General features: G+C 71.8%; 20 protein-coding genes. 9 read left to right on the forward strand and 11 right to left on the reverse strand.

The window, feature by feature from the left end:
- Positions 1 to 23 precede the first annotated feature (23 nt).
- The 3 genes from grxD to ASF52_RS19360 all read left to right on the forward strand — a co-directional run bounded on the left by grxD (position 24) and on the right by ASF52_RS19360 (position 1,909).
- Positions 24 to 368 (forward strand): Grx4 family monothiol glutaredoxin, encoded by a 345-nt coding sequence (gene grxD / locus ASF52_RS19350; RefSeq protein WP_056175569.1) that lies wholly within the window; start codon positions 24 to 26, stop codon positions 366 to 368.
- A gap of 122 nt (positions 369 to 490) precedes the next feature.
- A complete protein-coding gene (locus tag ASF52_RS19355; protein WP_056175572.1) occupies positions 491 to 1,390 on the forward strand; it encodes an NAD(P)/FAD-dependent oxidoreductase in 900 nt (299 codons plus the stop codon).
- A gap of 303 nt (positions 1,391 to 1,693) precedes the next feature.
- Positions 1,694 to 1,909: a hypothetical protein gene (locus ASF52_RS19360; RefSeq protein ID WP_056175574.1), complete on the forward strand. Its 216-nt coding sequence runs from the start codon at positions 1,694 to 1,696 to the stop codon at positions 1,907 to 1,909.
- Positions 1,910 to 2,059: 150 nt separating this feature from the next.
- Here the strand turns inward: ASF52_RS19360 and ASF52_RS19365 are convergent, their stop codons facing one another.
- Both ASF52_RS19365 and ASF52_RS19370 read right to left on the reverse strand, forming a co-directional pair.
- Positions 2,060 to 2,980 (reverse strand): hypothetical protein, encoded by a 921-nt coding sequence (locus ASF52_RS19365; protein WP_056175576.1) that lies wholly within the window; start codon positions 2,978 to 2,980, stop codon positions 2,060 to 2,062.
- An 81-nt stretch (positions 2,981 to 3,061) separates the two neighbouring features.
- A complete protein-coding gene (locus tag ASF52_RS19370; protein ID WP_244473006.1) occupies positions 3,062 to 5,134 on the reverse strand; it encodes a M3 family metallopeptidase in 2,073 nt (690 codons plus the stop codon).
- Between the two features lie 273 nt (positions 5,135 to 5,407).
- Between ASF52_RS19370 and ASF52_RS19375 the strand changes: the two genes are divergently transcribed.
- Both ASF52_RS19375 and ASF52_RS19380 read left to right on the forward strand, forming a co-directional pair.
- On the forward strand, positions 5,408 to 6,280 hold the full coding sequence (locus tag ASF52_RS19375; RefSeq protein WP_056175707.1) for an extensin-like domain-containing protein: 873 nt from the start codon (positions 5,408 to 5,410) through the stop codon (positions 6,278 to 6,280).
- Positions 6,281 to 6,367: 87 nt separating this feature from the next.
- Positions 6,368 to 7,603 carry a L,D-transpeptidase family protein gene (locus tag ASF52_RS19380; protein WP_056175581.1) on the forward strand — a complete coding sequence of 412 codons (1,236 nt, stop codon included), beginning with the start codon at positions 6,368 to 6,370 and terminating at the stop codon, positions 7,601 to 7,603.
- Here the strand turns inward: ASF52_RS19380 and ASF52_RS19385 are convergent.
- The 3 genes from ASF52_RS19385 to ASF52_RS19395 are packed head-to-tail and all read right to left on the reverse strand — an operon-like array spanning position 7,590 to position 10,443.
- A complete protein-coding gene (locus tag ASF52_RS19385; RefSeq protein WP_056175584.1) occupies positions 7,590 to 8,318 on the reverse strand; it encodes an ABC transporter permease subunit in 729 nt (242 codons plus the stop codon). The two genes, ASF52_RS19380 and ASF52_RS19385, sit on opposite strands and share 14 nt — an antisense overlap.
- The gene (locus ASF52_RS19390) at positions 8,315 to 9,502 is read right to left on the reverse strand and encodes an ABC transporter permease subunit (RefSeq protein ID WP_056175587.1); all 1,188 of its coding nucleotides are present in this window, start codon (positions 9,500 to 9,502) and stop codon (positions 8,315 to 8,317) included. The genes ASF52_RS19385 and ASF52_RS19390 overlap by 4 nt, the downstream gene beginning before the upstream one ends.
- Positions 9,499 to 10,443: a glycine betaine ABC transporter substrate-binding protein gene (locus tag ASF52_RS19395; protein WP_056175590.1), complete on the reverse strand. Its 945-nt coding sequence runs from the start codon at positions 10,441 to 10,443 to the stop codon at positions 9,499 to 9,501. Before ASF52_RS19395 ends, ASF52_RS19390 begins: the two co-directional genes overlap by 4 nt.
- A 296-nt stretch (positions 10,444 to 10,739) precedes the next feature.
- On the opposite strand from ASF52_RS19395, the gene ASF52_RS19400 reads away from it, so the two are divergent.
- Positions 10,740 to 11,129 (forward strand): response regulator, encoded by a 390-nt coding sequence (locus ASF52_RS19400; protein WP_056175593.1) that lies wholly within the window; start codon positions 10,740 to 10,742, stop codon positions 11,127 to 11,129.
- 3 nt (positions 11,130 to 11,132) lie between these two features.
- Here ASF52_RS19400 and ASF52_RS19405 read toward each other — a convergent pair whose 3' ends face one another.
- Positions 11,133 to 11,528 carry a YraN family protein gene (locus tag ASF52_RS19405; protein ID WP_056175710.1) on the reverse strand — a complete coding sequence of 132 codons (396 nt, stop codon included), beginning with the start codon at positions 11,526 to 11,528 and terminating at the stop codon, positions 11,133 to 11,135.
- A complete protein-coding gene (gene rsmI / locus ASF52_RS19410) occupies positions 11,515 to 12,480 on the reverse strand; it encodes a 16S rRNA (cytidine(1402)-2'-O)-methyltransferase (protein WP_056175713.1) in 966 nt (321 codons plus the stop codon). Before rsmI ends, ASF52_RS19405 begins: the two co-directional genes overlap by 14 nt.
- A 120-nt stretch (positions 12,481 to 12,600) precedes the next feature.
- Between rsmI and ASF52_RS19415 the strand changes: the two genes are divergently transcribed.
- Positions 12,601 to 13,869 (forward strand): penicillin-binding protein activator, encoded by a 1,269-nt coding sequence (locus ASF52_RS19415; protein WP_156630238.1) that lies wholly within the window; start codon positions 12,601 to 12,603, stop codon positions 13,867 to 13,869.
- Between the two features lie 100 nt (positions 13,870 to 13,969).
- Here ASF52_RS19415 and hemW read toward each other — a convergent pair whose 3' ends face one another.
- A complete protein-coding gene (gene hemW, locus ASF52_RS19420) occupies positions 13,970 to 15,148 on the reverse strand; it encodes a radical SAM family heme chaperone HemW (protein ID WP_056175598.1) in 1,179 nt (392 codons plus the stop codon).
- A 308-nt stretch (positions 15,149 to 15,456) separates the two neighbouring features.
- Here hemW and ASF52_RS19425 point away from each other — a divergent pair, with 308 nt between their 5' ends.
- Positions 15,457 to 16,644, forward strand: coding sequence for a DUF2778 domain-containing protein (locus ASF52_RS19425; RefSeq protein ID WP_056175601.1), 1,188 nt, complete (start codon positions 15,457 to 15,459; stop codon positions 16,642 to 16,644).
- Between the two features lie 138 nt (positions 16,645 to 16,782).
- Here ASF52_RS19425 and rdgB read toward each other — a convergent pair whose 3' ends face one another.
- From rdgB to ASF52_RS22750, 3 genes are all read right to left on the reverse strand, one after another.
- Positions 16,783 to 17,418 carry an RdgB/HAM1 family non-canonical purine NTP pyrophosphatase gene (gene rdgB / locus ASF52_RS19430; protein ID WP_056175603.1) on the reverse strand — a complete coding sequence of 212 codons (636 nt, stop codon included), beginning with the start codon at positions 17,416 to 17,418 and terminating at the stop codon, positions 16,783 to 16,785.
- Entirely contained in the window at positions 17,415 to 18,173 is a 759-nt protein-coding gene (gene rph, locus ASF52_RS19435; protein WP_056175606.1) for a ribonuclease PH, read from the reverse strand. The genes rdgB and rph overlap by 4 nt, the downstream gene beginning before the upstream one ends.
- Before the next feature lie 108 nt (positions 18,174 to 18,281).
- Positions 18,282 to 18,602, reverse strand: coding sequence for a hypothetical protein (locus tag ASF52_RS22750; protein ID WP_056175610.1), 321 nt, complete (start codon positions 18,600 to 18,602; stop codon positions 18,282 to 18,284).
- A gap of 290 nt (positions 18,603 to 18,892) precedes the next feature.
- Here ASF52_RS22750 and hrcA point away from each other — a divergent pair, with 290 nt between their 5' ends.
- Complete coding sequence (gene hrcA / locus ASF52_RS19445; RefSeq protein WP_200918873.1) at positions 18,893 to 19,951, forward strand: heat-inducible transcriptional repressor HrcA; 1,059 nt, start codon at positions 18,893 to 18,895, stop codon at positions 19,949 to 19,951.
- Positions 19,952 to 20,008: the final 57 nt, after the last annotated feature.

Here is a 20,008-nt window from a genome sequence, read left to right on the forward strand (position 1 = left end):
TTCCCGACCATACGAGGATTCCCATGACCGACGCCAACACCGCCATCAAGACCGAGATCGAATCCCAGGACGTGGTCGTGTTCATGAAGGGCACGCCGCAATTTCCCATGTGCGGCTTCTCGGGCCAGGTCGTGCAGATCCTCAACCACCTCGAAGTGCCGTTCAAGGGCGTGAACGTCCTCGACGACATGGCGATCCGCGACGGCATCAAGGCCTTCTCCAATTGGCCGACGATCCCGCAGATCTACGTGAAGGGCGAGTTCGTCGGCGGTTGCGACATCACCCGCGAGATGTTCCAGTCGGGCGAATTGCAGCAGTTCCTGTCCGAGAAGGGCATCCCGGTGAAGGCCGCGACCACGGCCGCCTGAACGGGCACCCGAAACCCTGCGAATGGAAAGGGGCGCCGCGGGCGCCCTTTTTCGTGTCCGGCAACGGGTTGGCGCCTCCGGTCGTTGGTGTACCGGCACCACCATCCCGGAGCGATCGACCGATGCACGATGCCATCATCGTCGGTGGCGGACCCGCCGGCCTCAACGCGGCGCTCATCCTGGGCCGCTGTCGCCGATCGGTCCTGCTGATCGATTGCGGCGACCCCCGCAACGCCGCGACGCCCCGGACCTGGGGGTTGTTCACCCGCGACGGGACGCCACCCGCCGCCCTGCGGGCGCAGGGGCGGGCCGATCTCGCGCGCTACCCCACCGTGGAATGCCGCACCGCGGAGGTGACGGCGGCGCGCCGCGAGGGTGACGCCTTCGCGGTGGTTCTGGCCGACGGCCAAACGGAAACCGCACGCCGCCTCGTCCTCGCCACGGGGCTGCATCAGGACCTGCCCACGGTCGAGGGGTTCGACACCTACTGGACGCGCGGCGTCCACACCTGCCCGTATTGCGACGGCTACGAGAGCCGCGACCAGCCCCTGGTCGCCTACGGACACGGTCACGCCGGCGTCGGCCTCGCCCTCGAACTCACCGTCTGGAGCCGGGACGTGACCCTGTGCACCGACGACCGGGCCGACAGCCTGTCGGAGGCGGACCGCGCCCGCCTCGACCGCCACGGGATCGAGGTCGCCGACGGCGCCGTGGCGCGCCTGGCGGGGAATGGCGAGCGGGCGGAGCGGCTCGTGTTCGCGGACGGGACCGAGCGGCCGTGCCACGCCGTCTTTCTCACGCCCGGGGGATGCCGCCCGTCCGACCTCATCACGCAACTCGGCTGCGACCTGACGCCGAAGGGCATCGTGCCGACGGGGGATTACGAGGGCACCAACGTGCCCGGCCTCTACGTGGCGGGGGATGCGTCCCGTCGGGTGCAATTCGCCGTGGTGGCGGCGGCCGAAGGCGCGATGGCGGCCTTCGCGATCAACACCGAACTTCTGAAGGACGACGCGGCGTGACCACCATTCGTGATTCGCAGCGGCCCGAATCACCCCCGAGCGAATCGAGCATCTTTGCGGCACAACGGCGGCAAGCCCATCGACGGCGCCCGTCGGGCCGGCAGGGCGCTGCGGTGCATCATCAGTGATCCGATGTATTCGCGTGCGCCGCCGCACCCAATCAACGGCTCGAACTACGCAAATGTAAATTAATCATCAATCAACACGTGCGCCGGGAACTTATTGGCGTTATCCACGCTTTCTGCCAATAACCGGGTTGCGGCTCCCTTTGGAGACCTCAACGGCGCCGGGTCGGTGAACGCCATGCCAGTGTTCGAAGCCAAGAATCTCGATGCGGAGTTCGAGGGCCACGCCTTCCTCGCCGCGATCCTGCACCCCTCCCAGGAGGCGCAGACACGGGCACTCACGCACGGACGCAACCGTGCCCTGCGCGCCTCGATCATGGCCGACCCGATGACCATCGAGCCGCATTATCCCATGTGCCCCTGCGACGTGGAGATCGAAGCGCAGGCGACCTGAGGCTCGGTCCTCGGCCGGCGCTGAACTGCCTCGACTATCGAGCCCGACCACCGGGGGAATTCGAGCCGCCTGCCCCAGACCGGGACGGCGGCTTTTTCATTGCGAACCGTGCCTCGGAAGGCCGGTACGGCTGACCAAATCCGGCGCAGCCTACCAAGCTTGCGGGGTGATCACGCCCTGGCGGGTCACGACGGCCCAGGCCCGGCCCCGGCGCTCGATGGTCTCGATGCGGCCGACGCCCGGGACCGTATCGCCGATTCCGACCTCGACGAGGCGGCGCTTGCGATCCTCCAGAACCGCGATGCCGTCGTAGACCTCGCGCACGGCCCAGTTGTCGCTGGCGGGCGGCTTCGACGCCGCCTGCGCCTTGGCATCTGCCTGCACCTTGGCTTCGGCCTGGATCTTGGCTTCGGCCAGGACCTTGTCGGCCTGGAATCTGTCGGTCTGGACCTTGGCGTCCGGAAGCGATCCGGTGACCGTGGGCTCCGGCTTCACGGCGGCCGGTGCCGTTGAGGCGCTTCGCTTCTCGACCTGGGCGGTCAGGGTCGCGAGGCGCCCGGCCTGGTCTTTCTCGGTCTGTTCGAAGCGTTCGCTCAGGGTCGCGAACTTGGCGGCGAGGGTCTGTTCCGTCCGGGCGACGCGATCGACCACGGCGGTGCTGCGGGTCCGCGCCTCCGTGCGGGCCGCGTCGACGGTCTCCTGCGTGTGCGCGACGGCCTTGCCGACCTGCCCAAGGGCCGTGGTCAGCCGTTCGGTCTCGGCCTGCGCCGCGCCGAGCTGGCGCTGGATGTCGGCCATCGCTCCCGTCGCACGGTCGTCGCCCGTCGCCGCGAGGCGGCTCGCGCCGGCGCCGACGACCCCCCCGAGGAGCAGGGCCGCCCCGACGAGGCCGGCGAGACGCGGATCGATCCGGCGAAAGGCAGGCACCGCCGCGCCCAAGCGCGAGGTGTTCCCGAGCGCGGCGTCCCCCGTGGCGGGCTTGGCCGCAGCCTTCGTCCTGGCGCCCATCACCGCCCGCTTGAGCAGGGCTTCCGGTGAGGTGTCCGACGCCGTTCCGACCGTGTCCGTCATGACCAATGCTTCCCGAAGATGTCAGGAAGCATTGGTTAAGCATGCTTGTTTACGGAAGGGTTACCAAGGTGGGCCCGTCCATCAGGCGGCCAGCCCCCGCTTGCGCAGGAGCGGGTCGATGCTGGGCAGCCGCCCGCGGAAGGCCGTGTAGGCCTCGCCCGGATCGCGCAGGTTGCCGGCGCCGTAGACGAACTTGCGCAGACGCGCCGCCGTCTCCGGATGGAAGATGTCCCCGGCTTCGCGGAACGCGTCGAAGGCGTCGGCGTCGAGCACCTCCGACCACAGGTAGCTGTAATAGCCCGCCGCGTAGCCGTCCCCGGAGAAGATGTGGGCGAAGTGCGGGGTCCGGTGCCGCATGGCGATCTCGGCCGGCATGGCGATGCGCTTGAGGGCGTCCGCCTCGAAGGCCAGCACGTCGAGGCCGGCCTCGCCGGCATTCGACAGGTGCAGGGTCATGTCGACGATGGCCGACGACGTGTACTCGATGGTGGCGAAACCCTGGTTGAAGGTGCGGGCCGCCAGCAGGCGCTTCAGCAGGTCTTCGGGCATCGGCTCGCCGGTGCGGTGGTGGCGGGCGTGCCGGCGCAGGACCTCGGGCTGTTCGAGCCAGTGCTCGTAGAGCTGCGACGGCAGCTCGACGAAATCACCCGCCACCGCCGTGCCGGCCAGCAGCGGATAGGTCACGTCGGAGAGGAGCCCGTGCAGGGCGTGGCCGAATTCGTGGAACAGGGTGCGGGCGTCGTCGAAGGACAGCAGCGTCGCCTCGCCCTCGGGGGCTTTGGCGAAGTTCATCACGTTGACGATGATCGGCCGGACCGTGCCGGCGAGGCGCTCCTGCGAGCGGAAGGCGCTCATCCAGGCGCCGCTGCGCTTCGACGCGCGGGCGAAGTAGTCGCCCAGGAACACGCCGACGTCCGAGCCGTCGGCGTCGCGCACGGCCCAGGCGCGCACGTCCGGGTGGTAGCGCGGCACGTCCGCGAGTTCCTCGAACTGCAGCCCGAACAGGCGCGTCGCCGTGTCGAAGGCGGCCGCGATGACCCCGTCGAGGGGCAGGTAAGGCTTGATCTCGCCCTCGTCGAGATCGTGCTCGGCCCGGCGCAGCTTCTCGGCGTAGTGGCGCCAATCGTGGCGGGCGAGGCTGAAGTTGTGCCCCTCCGCCTGGACCAGCCCCTGGAGCCGGTCGCGCTCGGCCGCCGCCTGCTGGTGGGCCGGCGTCCAGACGTTGCGCAGGAGGTCCATGGCGTTGTCCGGGGTGCCCGCCATGGTGTCGGCGAGCTTGAAGTGGGCGAAGCTGTCGAAACCGAGGAGGCGGGCGCGCTCGGCGCGGAGCGCCACGATCTCCGCGATGATGCCGCGGTTGTCGGTCTCGCCCCCGGTCTCGCCGCGCTTCGACCACGCTTCGTAGGCGCGCTCGCGCAGGTCCCGGCGGGTGGAGAACACCAGGAAGGGCTCGATGAGGGAGCGCGACAGGGTGATGACGTGGCCGTGCTTGCCCCCGCGCTCCTTCGCGGCGGCGGCAGCGGCATCGCGCAGGAAGTCGGGCAGGCCGGCGAGATCGTCGGCGCCGTCGAGGGGCAGGGCGAAGGCGCCCTCGTCGGCGAGCAGGTTCTGGCTGAAGCTGGTGCCGAGCTCCGCCATGCGGCCGGCGATCTCGGCCATGCGGGTCTTGGCCTCGGGGGCGAGGTCGGCGCCGGAGCGGCGGAAGCGCGTGCGGTAGCGGTCGAGCACCCGGCGTTCCTCCGGCCCGAGATCCTCGGCGTCGGCATCGACGGCGGAGATGCGGGCCCAGAGATCCGGGTTGAGGTAGATGGCGCTGCCGTGGCGGGCGAGGCGCGGGGTGATGGCGCGCTCCACCGCCTGGAGGTCGGGGTTGGTGTGGCTGCCGCTGAGGTTGAAGAACACGCCCGCGACCCGGTCGAGGGCGTGGCCGGCCCGCTCCAGGGCACCGACGGTGTTGTCGAAGCGCGGCGCCTCGGGGTTCTTGGCGATGGCGTCGATCTCGGAATTGTGGGCGGCGAGCGCCGCCTCGAAGGCCGGGAGGTAATGGGCGGGCGCGATGCGCTCGAACGGCGGCAGGCCGTGGGGCGTCGCCCAGTCGCGCTCGGCGAAGGGGCCGAGGGAGGCGGTGGACGTCGAGGGGGTACCGGCGGTCATGGTCATCCTGGGTCTATGGGCTCGGACGTGTCGGCCGCACGGTAGGCCCAAGTCCGGCGCGCGCAAGTCCGGCGCGCGCGAGGTCCGACGGTCGCGTGCGCGAGGCCGATGGTGCGCGGCTGTTGCGGCCCTGCCCTTGTCCCGGGGCGCCGATGCGCCGATCGTGCGGGCACCGTCGACCGCCTTGCAGGGTCAAGGTCCGGACAGGATTGGAACCGGATGCCCGCGCCCTCGCCCAAAGCCGCACCGGCCCTGTTCCGCTGCGGCCTCGTGATGCTGGCGCTCTGCGGGGGCGCCCGCGCGCAAGCCGAGACGGCGATCCCGGTGCCACCGCCGGCACCGCCGGCCCGCCCGGCGGAGCTCGTGACCGGTCCGCCCGAGCCCGGCCCGTCCCTCGACGCGCCGCGTCCGCCCGAGCGCCCGCCGGAACTGACCACCCCGGCCGTGAAGGCGCCCGAGATCAAGCCGGACGACACCAAGCCCGCGGAAACCAAAGCTTCCGAGACCAAACCCGCCGAGACTAAACCGGCAGAGCCCACGCCCCTGCCCCCGGCGCGTCCGCCCGAACTCTCCGGCGAGGCGGCCCTCGCCGTGACGGTCGCGGCGGCCGATGACACCGCCTGCCGTCAGCGCCTCGAGCGCCTCGGCGCCCGCTTCGAACCCGTGCCCGCCCTCTCGGACGGGCAGTGCGGCGCGGCACGGCCCCTGAAGATCACGGCGCTCGCGGGCGACCTCGCCCTGAACCCGCCCGCCACCCTCGTGTGCGGCGCCGCCGAGGCCCTGGCGCGCTGGGCCACGGAAGCGCAGACCCTGGCCGAGCGCGACCTGTCGCAGCCGCTCAAGGGCCTGAGCCTCGGCACCACCTACCTTTGCCGGGGCCAGAACCACGATCCCGACGCCAAGCTGAGCGAGCACGCCTTCGCAAACGGCATCGACGTCATGGGCTTCACCTTCGCGAACCGCGCCGTCATTGCCGTAGCCCCCCTGCCCGAGGGCACGCCGGAGGCGGCCTTCCTCGCCCATGCCCGTGCCAAGGCGTGCGGCTTCTTCCGCACGGTCCTGGGGCCGGGCACGGACGCGGCGCACGCCAACCACTTCCACCTCGACGAACGCGAACGTACCGCCGGCCACCGCCTCTGCCAATAATTCCCATCGGCGGAACGGCTTGCGGTCGGTCACGCTTGTTCCGGCGCGTGGGCGACGGCGCCCCGGGCAGGATGCGGACGCTGGACGATGCGTAGATTTTCGATGATGGGCGGCGTCTCTCTGCTGGCCCTGGCCTGCCTCGCCGGCGGCGTGGCGGCGGCTCCGGACAAACAAGCCGCCGGCCAGGAAGCCCTCGGTAAGGAAGCTCCCGGCAAAGTCGACGCGGCTTCGTCGGCCCTCACCCGCGACGCCATCGAGGCCGCCGCCCCGGCATCCGCCAGCAAGTCTTCCGACACAAAGCCCTCCGACGGCGAAAAAGTCCGTAACGAAAAGGTCCGGACTAAGAAGACCGCCAAGGCCGACGACAAGCGGCCCGATCCGCTTCTGGTGAAGGTGCAGGTTCTCCTCGATCGGGCACGGTTCTCCCCCGGCGCCATCGACGGACGCGACGGCGAGAACATGCGCGGCGCCCTCGCGGCCTTCGCCACGGCCAACGGCCTGCCAGCCACCGAGGCGGTGAACGCGGAGGTGTTCGAGAAGCTCGCGGCGACCAGCACCGAGCCGGTGACGGCCGAGTACACCCTGACGGAGGCCGACGTGGCTGGGCCCTACGTGGCCACGATCCCGCCCAAGATGGAGCGCCAAGCGGACCTCGAGGCCCTGTCCTACACCAACCCACGCGAGATGCTGGCCGAGCGGTTCCACATGGCCCGCGCCCTGCTCGTGGCCCTCAACCCCGACAAGCCCCTCGACAAGGCCGGTACGGTGATAACCGTCGCGGCGGTACCGGCCCTGGAGACGGGCAAGCCCAGACCGGACGAGAAATCCAAACCGGAAGAAAAATCCAAGGCCGACGATAAATCCAAGGCCGACGACACGTCGAAATCCGAGGACAGGCCGACGAAGGACGTCGCCCGCATCACCGTCGACAAGACCACCCGGCACGTGCGTGCCTTCGACAAGGCCGGCAAGCTTCTGGCGTTCTATCCGGCCTCCATCGGCAGCGCCGAGAAGCCGGCGCCGTCGGGCAACACCAAGGTGAAGGGCGTCGCCTTCGCGCCGACCTACACCTACAACCCGAAATACGCGTTCAAGGGCGTGAAGACGAAGGAGAAGTTCACGATTCCCCCTGGCCCCAACAATCCCGTGGGCGTGGTCTGGATCGATCTCGCGATCCCGTCCTACGGCATCCACGGCACGCCGGAGCCCGAGAAGGTCGGCAAGACCGAATCGCACGGCTGCATCCGCCTCACGAACTGGGACGCGCGCAGCCTCGCCCTGCGCGTCGCCCCGGGCACCGAGGTGGCGTTCAAGGACGATTGATCCGGAACGCCGCCGCCAGCCCGAGCAGGGCGGCGTCGCCGAGGAAGGCCAGGGCCGCCGTGGCGGCGGCCCCCTGGAGCATCGGTACGGTGTTCTGGTTCTGCAACCCGGCGACGATGGGGGTGCCGAGGGTGGAGGCGCCCGCGAGCGCCCCCACGGCGGCGGTGGCCACCGCTAGCACCAGGGCCGTGCGCAGGGTCTCGACGATCTCTGACGCGGCGAGGGGGAGTTCGACGGAAAACAGGATCTGCCGGCGGGTCATCCCCATGGCCTCCGCCGCCGCCATGGCGTCGCGCGAGACCGCCTCCAGGGCGCCCACGGTGCCGCGCAGGGCCGGCATCACCCCGTAGGCCACGAGGGCCAGCAGGGTCGGCGGTCCGCCGAACCCGAGGATCGGCAGGGCGAGGGCCACCACCACCACGGGCGGCACCGCCTGCGCGCCGGCCGCGAGGCCGTCGATGGCTGGACGGAAGGCGGCCCCGGCCCGGCGGGTCGCCAGGATGCCGAGGCCGAGCCCGAGGGTCGTCACCAGCCCGAGGCCGGTCCCCGCGAGCACGAGGTGCTGCACGGCGAGGGCGAGGAGGCGGTCGAAATCCAGCGCCCGGCGCGGTGCCTCGCCGAGGAGTTTCGCGAGTTCGGTCGCGACCACCGGATGGCTGACGGCCGCCAGGACGAGGCCGATGAGGCCGATGGGCACCATGCGCCGCAGCCTCATGCGGGCGCTCCGACGCGCATCCGATCTTCCACCCCGCTCAACGCCCGCTCGGCGACCAGGGACAGGGCGATCACCGGCACGGCGCCGAGGAGGATGAGATCGGGGGCGAACTGCGCCATGCCGTCGAACACGATGCGGCCGAGGCCGCCGGCCCCGATCAGGGCGCCGAGGGTGGCGAGGCCGATGGCCTGGACCGCAGCGACCCGCAGGGCGCCGACGAGTTGCGGCGCACCCAGCGGCAGGCGCAGGCGTACGAGGATCTGTGCGTCCGTGAGACCCAAGGCCCGCGCCGCGTCGAGGCTGTCGGGGTCGGGCGCCCGCAACGCCGAAGCGAGGCCGCGCCACAGGGGCAGGAGCAGGTAGGCGGCGATGCCGACGACGGCCGGTCCCGGCCCGAGGGCGGAGAGGCCGAGTTCGCGCAGCGCCGGCACCGCCCGCAGGAGGCCGCCGGTGAGTGCCACCAGGGCGCCGAGCAGGGCCACCGCCGGCACCACCTGAAGCCCCCCGACCACGATCCCGACGAGATCCTGGCCGCGCCGCCACAGGGAGAGCCCGATCGTCACGGGGATCGCCAGCGCGAGGGCGCCGCCCGCCAGGACGAGATGCTCGACGAAGGCGGCGTGCAGGGCCGCGCGCCGGCCCGCATACTCGACGGCGAGCGACAGGGCCGCGAAGGTCCCGGCCCGCCCGGCCACGATCAGTCCGACCCCGACGAGGAGCACGATACCGAGCCCGAGGCCGGGACGGCGCCCGCGTTGGACGGCGACCCCAAGGGCCGCGGCGAGCAGGGCGGCGGCGAGCCACGCCCCGGCGCCGAGACCGGCCCGCGCCGCCGGAGGCTCGGCCGCCATCCGCAGGGCGGCGCCGTGTCCGATTCCCCAGGCCAGAAGCCCGGCGGCGGCGAGGAGCAGGGCCAGGGCGACGGCACCGGCCCGGCCTCCGGATGCGGATGCCAGGAGGCCCGCCGCGGGGGCGGACAGGACGAGCACCCCCGGCAGGGCGGGCCCGAGACCGGCCCAGCCGGCCACCGGAACGCCGGGAACCAGGCGATTGGCCGCGATGGTGAGCAGCGGCCCGTGGACGAGGGCTGCCCCTAGGCCGACGAACCAGGCGAGCGCCAGCACAGCCGGCAATCCGCGCGCGGCACCGGCCGCCCGTCCGTGGGCCTGTCCGGGGGCGCTCATCTCAGGAACCCGCGCTCCGTCAGGTAGGTGCGCGCCACGGTCTCGGCCACGACGCCCTCCACGGTGATGCGGGCGTTGAGCCCGCGCAGGGTCGGGGCGTCGAGGCCGGTGAAGATGCGGGCGAGGGCTGGGCGGATCTCGGGGTGGCGGGAGAGGGTTCCGGCCCGGATCACCGGCGCGACCTCGTAGACGATCTGCGCGCCCTTCGGGTCCTCCATCACCACGAGGTCCAGGGCATCGAGGGCCCCGTCCGTGCCGTAGACCATGCCGGCATCGACGCCGCTGATCCCCTGCGCCGCCGCGCGGGCCGTCACCGCCGTGTCGCCGCCCGGCAGGCTGACGATGCGATCCAGCGGCATCCGGAACCCGTAGGCGGCCTCGAAGGACGGCAGGGCGGCGGGGCTCTCGACGAACTCCGTCGAGGCGGCGAGCCGGATCAGGCCCCGCCCCACGGCCCGGGCGAAATCCGCCATGGTCGCGAGCCCTTCGCGCCGGGCGAGGGCACCGTTCACGGCGATGAGCCAGGTGTTGTTGGCCGGCGCCCGATCGAGCCAGACGAGGCCGCGGCCCGCATCCGCGCGGGCGATGGCGGCGAACGCGCCGTCCGACGTCTTCCAGGCGGGGTCGGACACCGTATCGGTGAAGAACGCCCCGTTGCCGGTGTATTCGGGATAGAGGTCGACCTCGCCCGACAGCAGGGCGTTGCGCACGATCAACGTCGGGCCGAGGCCGAGCTTCGTCACCACCGCCAGGCCGAGGGCTTCGAGCGCCAGGGCGATCATCGCCCCCGTCAGCGCCCCCTCCGTGTCGCTTTTGGAGGCGACGACGAGGGGGGCAGCGCTCCGCGCCGGTCGTGACGGGGCAACGGCCGCTCCCGCAAGGCCCGCGAGCAAGATTCGCCGGTCAAGGACGTGTGGGCGAGGTGGAAACCGTTCCGACATAAATCCCTTCACCCCCGGTGCGGGGATCCTATTTCGGCCGGCTGAGACGCAAATGTATCACTTCGTAACATCAACGTCTTTCGGCGTCGTCCGGAGCCGGGGAAGCGCTTGACACGCTCGGCGGAACGGGCGACGGCTCGCTTCGTCCCGGAACGGCCCACGTCGTACCGGATCTTCGGCAATGTTGTCGCGCTCGCGGTCGAGGGTGGAAGCACCTGAGCCGAGGTCGATCCAAGACTCCTCTTTGTAGACGACGTTTCCGAACCCGGAACGAATCGAAGGGAAGAAGCCCCGGCGTGAGTGCTCAAGTGGACGAAGACCTTCTGAACGGGGCTCGCGTGCTTGTCGTCGAGGACGAGGCGGCGATCTCGATGCTGCTCGAGGACATGCTGCTCGATTTCGGATGCACGGTGGTGGGCCCCGCCGCCCGCCTTTCGACGGCCCTCGAGATGGCGCAGGTCGAGAACTTCGAAGTGGCGATCCTCGACGTGAACGTCGCCGGCGAGCCGATCTATCCGGTGGCCGAGGCCATCGTGAAGCGCAACCTCCCCATCGTGTTCTCCACGGGCTACGGCGGTGCCGGCATCCGCGAGCCGTTCCGCGATCGTCCCGTCGTGCAGAAGCCGTTCAGCCAGGCCGACCTCAAGCGCACCCTGCTCGCCGCCGTCGCCGCCGCGCGGGCCTGACCGTCACCGCCCGTCCAGGGGAAACGCGTCGGCCACGTGGGCCGGCCAGCGCCCCGGTGCGACCAGCACGGCATCCGCCCGCAGGGTGAACCCGGCATGGGCCGGGTGCGCCGTGATCCAGCCCCGTACCGCGCGCGAGAACCGTGCCCGCTTTCGCCCGTCGATGGCGTCGAGGGCCGTCTCCAGGTCCGCCCGTGCCTTCACCTCGACGAACGCGATGGTGCGTCCGCGCCGGACCACGAGGTCGATCTCGCCGCCCACGGCCGCGTAGCGCCGGGCCAGCGGCCAGTAGCCCTTCAGCAGGAGCGCCAGCAGCGCGCGGGTCTCGCCCGTGAGGCCGCGTCCGTGGGTGGCGCGCCGCCGGGCGGCATCCTTGGTGCGGGGCTCAGGCCTCGTCATCGGTCCGCCGGGACAGGGCCAGGGCGCGGGCATAGACCACCCGGCGCGGCTGGCCGGTCTCGTCGGCCACCAGGGCGGCGGCGTCCTTGATGGAGTGGCGGGCGAGCGCCGCCGTCAGGGCGGCATCGAGGCCCGCATCGGTCTCGGCCTGATCGGGCTCCTCGGTGCCGGTGCCGATGATCACCACGATCTCGCCCCGCGGCGCCCCCTCCTCCGCGAAGGTCGCCGCGAGGCCGCCGAGGCTGCCGCGCCGGATGGTCTCGTAGAGCTTGGTCAGTTCACGGGCGACTGCCGCCGGGCGATTGGCCCCCAAGACCTCGGCGGCATCGACGAGCATCTCGGGCAGGCGGTGGGGGGATTCGAACAACACCAGGGTGCCGGGGACCTGCGCCAGGGCCTCCAGGCGGTTGCGGCGCGCGCCCGCTTTCTGCGGCAGGAAGCCCTCGAAGAAGAACCGGTCGGTGGGCAGGCCGGCGGCGACGATGGCGGTCATCACCGCCGAGGGGCCGGGGATCGGCGTGATCCGGATGCCGGCCTCGATGGTCGCCTGGACGAGCTTGAACCCGGGGTCGGAGACCAGGGGCGTGCCCGCGTCCGAGACCAGGGCCAGGGCCTCGCCGGCCTGCATCCGGGCGATCATCCGCTCGCGCACGGCGGCGTTGGAATGCTCGTGATAGGCCACCAGCGGCGTGGTGATCCCGTAATGCATCAGCAGGGTGCGGGTGACGCGGGTGTCCTCGGCCAGCACCGTGTCGGCCGCCGCCAGGGTCGCGAGCGTCCGGAACGAGACGTCCCTGAGGTTGCCAATGGGCGTCGCCACCACGTGCAGCCCCGGATCGAGGGGTTCGGCTTCCGCCGCGAGACCGAAGGCCGTGAAGGTGGAGATGGGTTTTGCCGGCCCCGCCGGGGCGTCCCGGCGCGGTCGGCCCGGCTTGTCGCTTCGCTGTGTCATGGGCGGGACCATGCCATGCCGGCGCCTCCGTGCGGAATGCGTGTATCCCCCAGCACGCACATTTACTTTTGCGAACGACACTCCCAACGTGACGGGACGCTCGGCGACAGGAGGGCCGCGATGACACGCGCGAAGTGGCGGCAGATGGGCGTCTGGGGCGTCGGTACCCTGGCGTCGGCCTTGGCGCTGACCCTGGCGGGCTGCATCGGCGGCCCCGACGGCGGCCCGCGCGCCGGACGCCGGTCCGCGCCGCCCGTGGTCGCCGCTTCGCCGCCGGCCGATCTCCCCCCGACTGACCTGCCCCCGGGCGAGACCGGCCCGGGACCGGCCGCCTCCGGGACCCGGATCGGCACCGGCGCGGTGAAGGTCGCCCTCGTGGTGCCGCTGACCGGCCCCGGCGCGGCCGTGGGGGCGGCGCTCCGCAACGCCGCCGAACTCGCCGTCGAGGATTTCCAGAAACCCGACCTCCAGATCCTGGTGAAGGACGATCGCGGGACGGCGGATGGCGCCCGCGAGGCTGCCCAGGCGGCCCTGGCGGATGGGGCCGAACTCGTGCTCGGTCCGCTCTTCGCCGCCAACGTCCAGGCGGCGTCCGTGGCCACCCGCGCGGCGGGCAAGCCCGTCATCGCGTTCTCCACCGATGCGGCGGTTGCGGCGCGCGGCGTCTACCTCTTGAGCTTCCTGCCCCAGGCCGAGGTCGACCGCATCGTCGACGAGGCCGTGGCCAAGGGCCGGCGCTCGTTCGCGGCCCTGATTCCGGAGAACAGCTACGGCAACGCCGTCGAAGCGCAGTTCCGCGAGGCCGTGGCGCGCAAAGGCGCCCGTCTCGTCGGCATCGAGCGCTATGCGCCGGGCAATCCCGGTCCGGCGGTGGGGCGGCTCTCCGGCCTGATCACGGGCGGGGGCGCCCAGGCCGACGCCCTGTTCCTCCCCGACACGCCGGACGGCCTAGCCGCCCTCGACCCGGTCCTCGCCAAGGCCGGGTTCTCGCCGACCCGGGTCCGGCCCCTCGGCACCGCCGTGTGGAACGATCCCCGCGCCTTCGCCCTGCCATCCCTCCAGGGCGGCTGGTTCGCGGCCCCCGACGCGGCGGGCTTTTCGAACTTCTCCCAGCGCTATCAGGCACGGTTCGGGGCGGTGCCACCGCGGGTGGCGACCCTCGCGTACGACGCCGTATCGCTCACGGCGGCGCTCAGCCGGCAATTCGGCTCGCAGCGCTTCGCCGACACCACGCTCACCAACCCGTCGGGCTTCTCCGGCGTCGACGGCACCTTCCGGTTCCGGCCCGACGGCCCGAGCGACCGGACCCTCGCGGTCTACGAGATCCGCAGCGGCGCCCCCGCGGTGGTCAGCCCGGCGCCGCGTGTGCTCGGGCCCTCGGGGACGTGACCGGAGCCTCGGCCAACGAAGGGCGAACCGGTTCTCGGTGACGCCGATGCAGGCGGAGGAGCCTGGACCGGCGAACCGGACGCCCGGTCGGCCCGGTGATTCAGGCGGCCAGCGCCGCCACGACGGCGTTGAGCACCGGGGCTCCGCGCGGGGTCGCGGCGATGCGGCCGCCGGCGCTCCGGGCGAGGAGCCCGTCGGCCACCAGGGTCTCGATCCGGGCGGCGTCGAGGACGCGGCCCTTGAGCGCGGCGTAGCGGGCCGGGTCGATGCCCTCCGACAGGCGCAGGCCCATCATCAGGAATTCGTCGCCCTGGTCGGCCGGCAACAGCCGCTCCGTCTCGATGATGCCGTGCCCGTCGCGCTCGACCCGGGCGAGCCACGCTTCGGGTGCCCGCTCGGTGACGGTGCCGAGCCGCCCGTCAGGGGCCACGAGGCGCCCGTGGGCGCCGGGGCCGATGCCGGCGTACTCGCCGTAGCGCCAGTACAGGAGGTTGTGGCGCGACTGTGCGCCGGGGCGGGCATGGTTCGATATCTCGTAGGCCGGGAGCCCCGCCCGGTCGCAGACCTCCTGGGTCACGTCGTAGAGGGCGCGGGCATGTTCGTCGTCGGGCGGCACCAGCTTGCCGGCGGCGGCGAGGCCGAAGAACGGCGTGCCGGGCTCGATGGTGAGCTGGTAGAGCGAGAGGTGCTCGGCCGCCCGGGCGATGGCCCCCTCGAGTTCCGCGCGCCACGCCGCGAGGCCCTGGTCGGGCCGGGCATAGATGAGGTCGAAGGAGTAGCGCTCGAAATGCGTCGCCGCGACCCGCACCGCCGCCATGGCTTCCTGCGCGGTGTGGAGCCGGCCCAGGGCCTTCAGGGCGGCATCGTCCATGGCCTGGACGCCGAGCGACACCCGGTTGACGCCCGCCGCCCGGTAGCCGCGAAACCGCTCCGCCTCGACGCTCGTCGGGTTGGCCTCCAGGGTGATCTCGACGTCAGGCGCGACGGCCCACGCGCCCGCGACGGCATCGAGCAGCCCCGCCACGGTGGCGGGCCGCATCAGGGAGGGCGTGCCGCCGCCGAGGAACACGCTGGACACGGTGCGGCCGGGCGTCCGCGCGGCCATGTGGGCGATCTCGGCCCGGAAGGCCGCGAGGTAGCGGACCTCGTCCACGGGCGCGTGGCGCACGTGGCTGTTGAAATCGCAGTACGGGCACTTCGCGGCGCAGAAGGGCCAATGGACGTAGACCCCGAAGCCCGCGTCGCGGGTCGGATGGTCCGGGCCTGTCGGTTCGGTCATGGCCGCGATGTGCGCGCGCGCCGCGCGTTTGGCAATCCCGACCTTTTTTCCGGATGCGCCGCCGCGTGCCGCCGCCGGATGCCCCCGCCTGTGTCGAACTGAACCAACGCGGCCGGTTTTTCTGCGCAAATACGCTGATGCGCTTCAGGCGAGATTAACCAAGCCCGTGCTTACTCACGGACACTTACGGTAAATCGTTCCCTTCACGGTGACTCCCGATTTCGTGTCAGGTCCGCGCGGTGCACTCGCGCGGACAGGGCTCGGCGCGGGCTGCCCGAACGGGACATGCGTATCGAGTTCGAGTCCCCATGACCTATGTCGCGCTCCGCTCGCACCGCTCTCCCCGGCAGGAGCGTCGCCGCCGCCGCAACCGCATGCTGCTCGCCGTCTCGGTGGGGGCCCTCGGCCTCGCCGGAGCCCGCCTCGGCGGCGGGAGCGACGCGGCGCCGATGAGCGTCGCAGCGGTACCGGCGAGCGTCGCAGCGGTACCGGTGAGCGTCGCAGCGGCGTCCGAGACGGCCGCCGCCCGGCCGCTGCCCGCCGACTACGCCTGGATGCTCGATCCCACGCCCGCCATCGGCGCCACCCTCCTCACCGGTCCCCTCTCCCTGGGGCCCCTGGCTTCGGGCTTCCAACGGGCCGAGCCGGCGCCGGCCGTCGACGTCCGGGTTGCCGCCGCCGATGCCCCGCCCGAGGCCGTCCCTTCCGAGGCCGCCCCTTCGGCGGTGCAGATGGCCGCGACCCCGGCGCGCTCCACGCCCGTCGCCGCTACCCTGCCACGCCCCGAGCAGGTCGCCCTGTCGGTGCCGCTGCCGATACCGTTGCCGGTCCCGCGCCCGGCCGAGTTCCGGCGCGCGCCCGTCGCCGTCACCGCGCGCCTCGCCCGGCGTCCCGCCCTGCCCTCGACCCAGAGCGTGTTCCGGGCGGCGGGCGTCGAGGAACCCTCCCTGTTCGATCGCATCTTCGGCGATGCCCCGGCCCCCACGGCCTACGCCTCCGTGGACGGTGCGTCGGAGGCGGTCCCGTCGCGCCAGCGCCTGGTTCCGGGGCCCGCCCCGGTGGCGGGCGGCGGCATCGCGATCTACGACATCACCGCCGGGCGGGTGACCCTGCCCAACGGCGAGGTGCTGGAGGCGCATTCGGGCCTGGGGCCGAGCCAGGACAACCCGCGCAACGTGCACCTCACCATGCGGGGCGCGACGCCGCCCGGCACCTACGATCTGCGCGAGCGCGAGGCCCTGTTCCACGGGGTGCGGGCGATCCGCCTCAACCCCGTGGGCGGCCCCGCCGCGATCCACGGCCGCGTCGGCCTCCTCGCCCACACCTACATGCTCGGACCGAGCGGCGCGTCCAACGGCTGCGTGGTCTTTCGCGATTACAACCGCTTCCTGCAGGCGTATCTCCGCGGCGAGGTCCAGCGCCTCGTGGTGGTGGCCGGCAACGGCCAGGACGGACCGCCCCTGAACGGGCGTCGCTACGGCTTGGCGAGCCGCTAGAGCATTTTCAAGCGAGGTGGATACCGGCTCGCGTGAAGAAAATGCGACCAAACAATAACTTAGCGAATTTTCCGTGATCCGAGGATCATGGAAAATACTCTAGGGTGCCGGCGGCTCCGGCCGCCCCCTCAGGCGGGCTCAGATTGGCCGCCGTAGGCAGGCCCGGGCCAGGAGCACGAAGGCCCGCGCCCGGTGGGAAAGGGCGTCGCCCGTTTGCCAATCGACGCCGTGCTTTTCTTCCGAAGAAATCTCCCCGAACGTCCGGTCGTGGCCGTCGGGCAGGAACAGGGGATCGTAACCGAATCCGCTGGTGCCGCGCGGGGACACGATCTGCCCGAACACCCGGCCCTCGAAGGTCTCGGTGTGGCCATCGGGCCAGGCGACGACGAGGGCGGAGACGAAGTGCGCCCGCCGCGTGGTGTCGCCGCGCTTCTCCATCTCGGCCGCGACCCGCGCCATGGCGCCGCCGAAATCCTTCGACTCCCCGGCCCAGCGGGCGGAGAACAGGCCCGGCGCCCCGTCGAGGGCGTTCACGCACAGGCCGGAATCGTCGGCGAAGGCCGGCAGGCCGGAGGCCTGGGCCGCCGCGTGCGCCTTGATGGCGGCATTCTCCGAGAACATGGTGCCGGTCTCGTCCGGTTCGGGCAGGCCGAGCTCGCCGGCCGAGACCGCCGCGATCCCGAAGGGCGCCAGCAATTCGCGCATCTCCACGAGCTTGCCGGCATTGTGGGTCGCGACGACGACCCGGCCCGAGAGGATGCGGTGCTGGCTCATGCGGAGGCCTTCTTGTCCGTGACGCGCTTGTCGGCGGGTTCGCGCGCGATGGTGTCCTTCTGGAGGGCGACGAGGCGCTCGGTGCCGCCCTTGGCCAGGCGCAGGAGCGCCATGAGCTCCTCTTCCGAGAACGGCTTGCCCTCGGCGGTGCCCTGGACCTCGACGAGGCCGCCCGAGCCGGTGACCACGAAGTTGGCGTCGGTCTCCGCCCCCGAATCCTCGGCGTAGTCGAGGTCGAGCACGGGCACGCCCTTGACGATGCCGCAGGACACCGCCGCCACGTGATCGCGCAGGGGATCGACGGAGATGATCGAGCGGGCGCGCATCCAGGCGAAACAATCGTGCAGCGCCACCCAGGCGCCCGTGATGGCTGCCGTGCGGGTGCCGCCATCGGCCTGGATCACGTCGCAATCGACGGTGATCTGGCGCTCACCCATGGCCGGCAGGTTGGTGACGGCCCTGAGACTCCGGCCGATGAGGCGCTGGATCTCCTGGGTGCGGCCCGACGGCTTCCCCGAATTCACTTCGCGCCGGGTGCGTTCGTGGGTGGCGCGCGGCAACATGGAATACTCGGCCGTGATCCAGCCCTTGCCGGAGCCGCGCAGCCAAGGCGGCCCGCGCTCTTCCAGGGAGGCGGTGCACAGCACCTTGGTCTCGCCGAAGGTGACGAGACAGGACCCCTCGGCGTAGCGGGCCACGGCGCGCTCGAGGGTGACGGTGCGCAGATCGTCGTTGGCGCGCTTCGAGGGCCGCATCGCCGCTCTCCCGGTTGAGTGTCAGGACGCGGCTCTTAGGCGCCGGGCGCGGCTGCGGCAACGCCCCGACCGAAAAGGGCGCCCACTGGGCGCCCCTCCGAACGTCTCTCAGTAGAAGTGACGACGGCCGTAGCCGTGGTGGTGACCGCGGTGATGACCGAAGTGACGGCCGTAATGGCGACCCCGATGATGGCCGAAATGATGGCCGAAGTGGCGGCGGTGGCCGTAATGGCGGTGGTGATGACGGTGATGACGGCCATAGCCGCCGTACTGGACCTCCGTGAGGGCGGCGGCCGGGCCGGCGACCTCCGTCGAGACCATGGCTGGGGCCGCCTGGGCGCCTTGGGGCGCGGCGACGAACATGGCGCCGATCATGGCCAGCACGATGGCCAGGGACCGGATCAGACCGGAACGGGATGTGTTGCGCATATGGGACTCCTGACGCCACGCGGGGCCGGCCTTGCACGGACTTCGAGCTTGGCCGGACAGGTGAGCGGTGTGGAACGCACGATGGGCCCGGACGGCTTCATCGAAGCGCGGTTTTTCTTTTGGCCCATCGTTCCTGAAGGGCGGATGAAGCGTGCCCTGTCCCGCCGCAGCCCGCGTTCCGATGCGGACGCGCGCCGCCGCCTTGTGCGAGGGCCCCCGCGCGGACACAATCGTGGCCCAGGAAAACCGTCGTGACCGAGCCCGCCCGCCCCTTCTCCGCATCCCAGCCGATGCATGTCCTCGCCGCGCCCAACGAGCGGGCGCGCGAGATCTTCCGGCAGATCGTGGAGAGCTACCTCACCACCGGCGAGCCGATGGGATCGCGCAACCTCGCGCGCATCCTGCCCATGACCCTGTCGCCGGCCTCCATCCGCAACGTGATGGCGGATCTGGAGCATTCCGGGCTCATCTTCGCGCCCCACGCCTCGGCCGGGCGGCTGCCGACGGAGCAGGGCCTGCGTTTCTTCGTCGATGCCATGCTCGAACTCGGCGATGTCGGCCAGGACGAGCAGGCGCGGATCGAGGCGCAGATGCGGGCGGCGGCCTCCGGCCACACCTTCGAGAGCGCGCTGGCCGAGGCCTCGACCCTGCTGTCGGGCATCTCGCGCGGTGCCGGCGTGGTGCTGACCACGAAGACCAACGTGCACCTGAAGCACATCGAGTTCGTGCGCCTCGACCCGGCCCGCGCCCTGGTGGTCCTCGTCTCCGACGACGGCTCGGTGGAGAACCGCCTCCTCGACCTGCCGCCCGGCCTGCCCGCGAGCGCCCTGCAGGAGGCCTCGAACTACCTCAACGCCCGCCTCCAGGGGCGCACCCTCGGGACCCTGCGGGCCGAGATCGAATCCGGCCGCCAGGCGATGAAGCGCGAACTCGACGTCATCACCGAGCGCCTCGTCGATGCCGGCCTCGCCGTCTCCGTCGGCCCGTCCGACGCGCGCCAGCTCATCGTGCGCGGTCAGGCCAATCTCCTGGACGACCTGCGGGCCGTCGAGGATCTCGAGCGCATCCGCCTGCTGTTCAACGACCTCGAGACCCAGAAGGACGTCATCGAACTCCTGTCCCGGGCCGAAGGCGGCGAGGGGGTCCGCATCTTCATCGGCTCGGAGAACAAGCTGTTCTCCCTGTCGGGCTCCTCGATGATCGCCGCACCCTTTCGCGATGGGGCCCAGAAGATCGTCGGCGTCGTGGGGGTGATCGGGCCGACGCGGCTCAACTACGCCCGGATCGTCCCGATGGTGGATTACACCGCCCGCGTCGTCTCGGGGCTGCTCGACCGCAGCAAGCGCTAAGACGAGAGCAAGCGCTTCAACGAGAAAAGGCGCCGCCTCGCGGCCGCGCCCTCCCCG

The organism is Methylobacterium sp. Leaf112 (assembly GCF_001423295.1).
Taxonomy (GTDB): Bacteria; Pseudomonadota; Alphaproteobacteria; order Rhizobiales; family Beijerinckiaceae; genus Methylobacterium.

What these genes read in the sequence shown, in the direction of transcription:
- hemW (WP_056175598.1), bottom strand. Translation starts at nt 15,148, where the DNA reads ATGACCGAACCGACAGGCCCGGACCATCCGACCCGCGACGCGGGCTTC.
- ASF52_RS19380 (WP_056175581.1), top strand. Translation starts at nt 6,368, where the DNA reads ATGCGTAGATTTTCGATGATGGGCGGCGTCTCTCTGCTGGCCCTGGCC.
- rph (WP_056175606.1), bottom strand. Translation starts at nt 18,173, where the DNA reads ATGCGGCCCTCGAAGCGCGCCAACGACGATCTGCGCACCGTCACCCTC.
- ASF52_RS19375 (WP_056175707.1), top strand. Translation starts at nt 5,408, where the DNA reads ATGCTGGCGCTCTGCGGGGGCGCCCGCGCGCAAGCCGAGACGGCGATC.
- grxD (WP_056175569.1), top strand. Translation starts at nt 24, where the DNA reads ATGACCGACGCCAACACCGCCATCAAGACCGAGATCGAATCCCAGGAC.
- ASF52_RS19385 (WP_056175584.1), bottom strand. Translation starts at nt 8,318, where the DNA reads ATGAGGCTGCGGCGCATGGTGCCCATCGGCCTCATCGGCCTCGTCCTG.
- ASF52_RS19365 (WP_056175576.1), bottom strand. Translation starts at nt 2,980, where the DNA reads ATGACGGACACGGTCGGAACGGCGTCGGACACCTCACCGGAAGCCCTG.
- ASF52_RS19390 (WP_056175587.1), bottom strand. Translation starts at nt 9,502, where the DNA reads ATGAGCGCCCCCGGACAGGCCCACGGACGGGCGGCCGGTGCCGCGCGC.
- ASF52_RS19355 (WP_056175572.1), top strand. Translation starts at nt 491, where the DNA reads ATGCACGATGCCATCATCGTCGGTGGCGGACCCGCCGGCCTCAACGCG.
- ASF52_RS19395 (WP_056175590.1), bottom strand. Translation starts at nt 10,443, where the DNA reads ATGTCGGAACGGTTTCCACCTCGCCCACACGTCCTTGACCGGCGAATC.
- rsmI (WP_056175713.1), bottom strand. Translation starts at nt 12,480, where the DNA reads ATGACACAGCGAAGCGACAAGCCGGGCCGACCGCGCCGGGACGCCCCG.
- ASF52_RS19370 (WP_244473006.1), bottom strand. Translation starts at nt 5,134, where the DNA reads ATGACCGCCGGTACCCCCTCGACGTCCACCGCCTCCCTCGGCCCCTTC.
- ASF52_RS19360 (WP_056175574.1), top strand. Translation starts at nt 1,694, where the DNA reads ATGCCAGTGTTCGAAGCCAAGAATCTCGATGCGGAGTTCGAGGGCCAC.
- ASF52_RS22750 (WP_056175610.1), bottom strand. Translation starts at nt 18,602, where the DNA reads ATGCGCAACACATCCCGTTCCGGTCTGATCCGGTCCCTGGCCATCGTG.
- hrcA (WP_200918873.1), top strand. Translation starts at nt 18,893, where the DNA reads ATGCATGTCCTCGCCGCGCCCAACGAGCGGGCGCGCGAGATCTTCCGG.
- rdgB (WP_056175603.1), bottom strand. Translation starts at nt 17,418, where the DNA reads ATGAGCCAGCACCGCATCCTCTCGGGCCGGGTCGTCGTCGCGACCCAC.
- ASF52_RS19425 (WP_056175601.1), top strand. Translation starts at nt 15,457, where the DNA reads ATGACCTATGTCGCGCTCCGCTCGCACCGCTCTCCCCGGCAGGAGCGT.
- ASF52_RS19405 (WP_056175710.1), bottom strand. Translation starts at nt 11,528, where the DNA reads ATGACGAGGCCTGAGCCCCGCACCAAGGATGCCGCCCGGCGGCGCGCC.
- ASF52_RS19415 (WP_156630238.1), top strand. Translation starts at nt 12,601, where the DNA reads ATGACACGCGCGAAGTGGCGGCAGATGGGCGTCTGGGGCGTCGGTACC.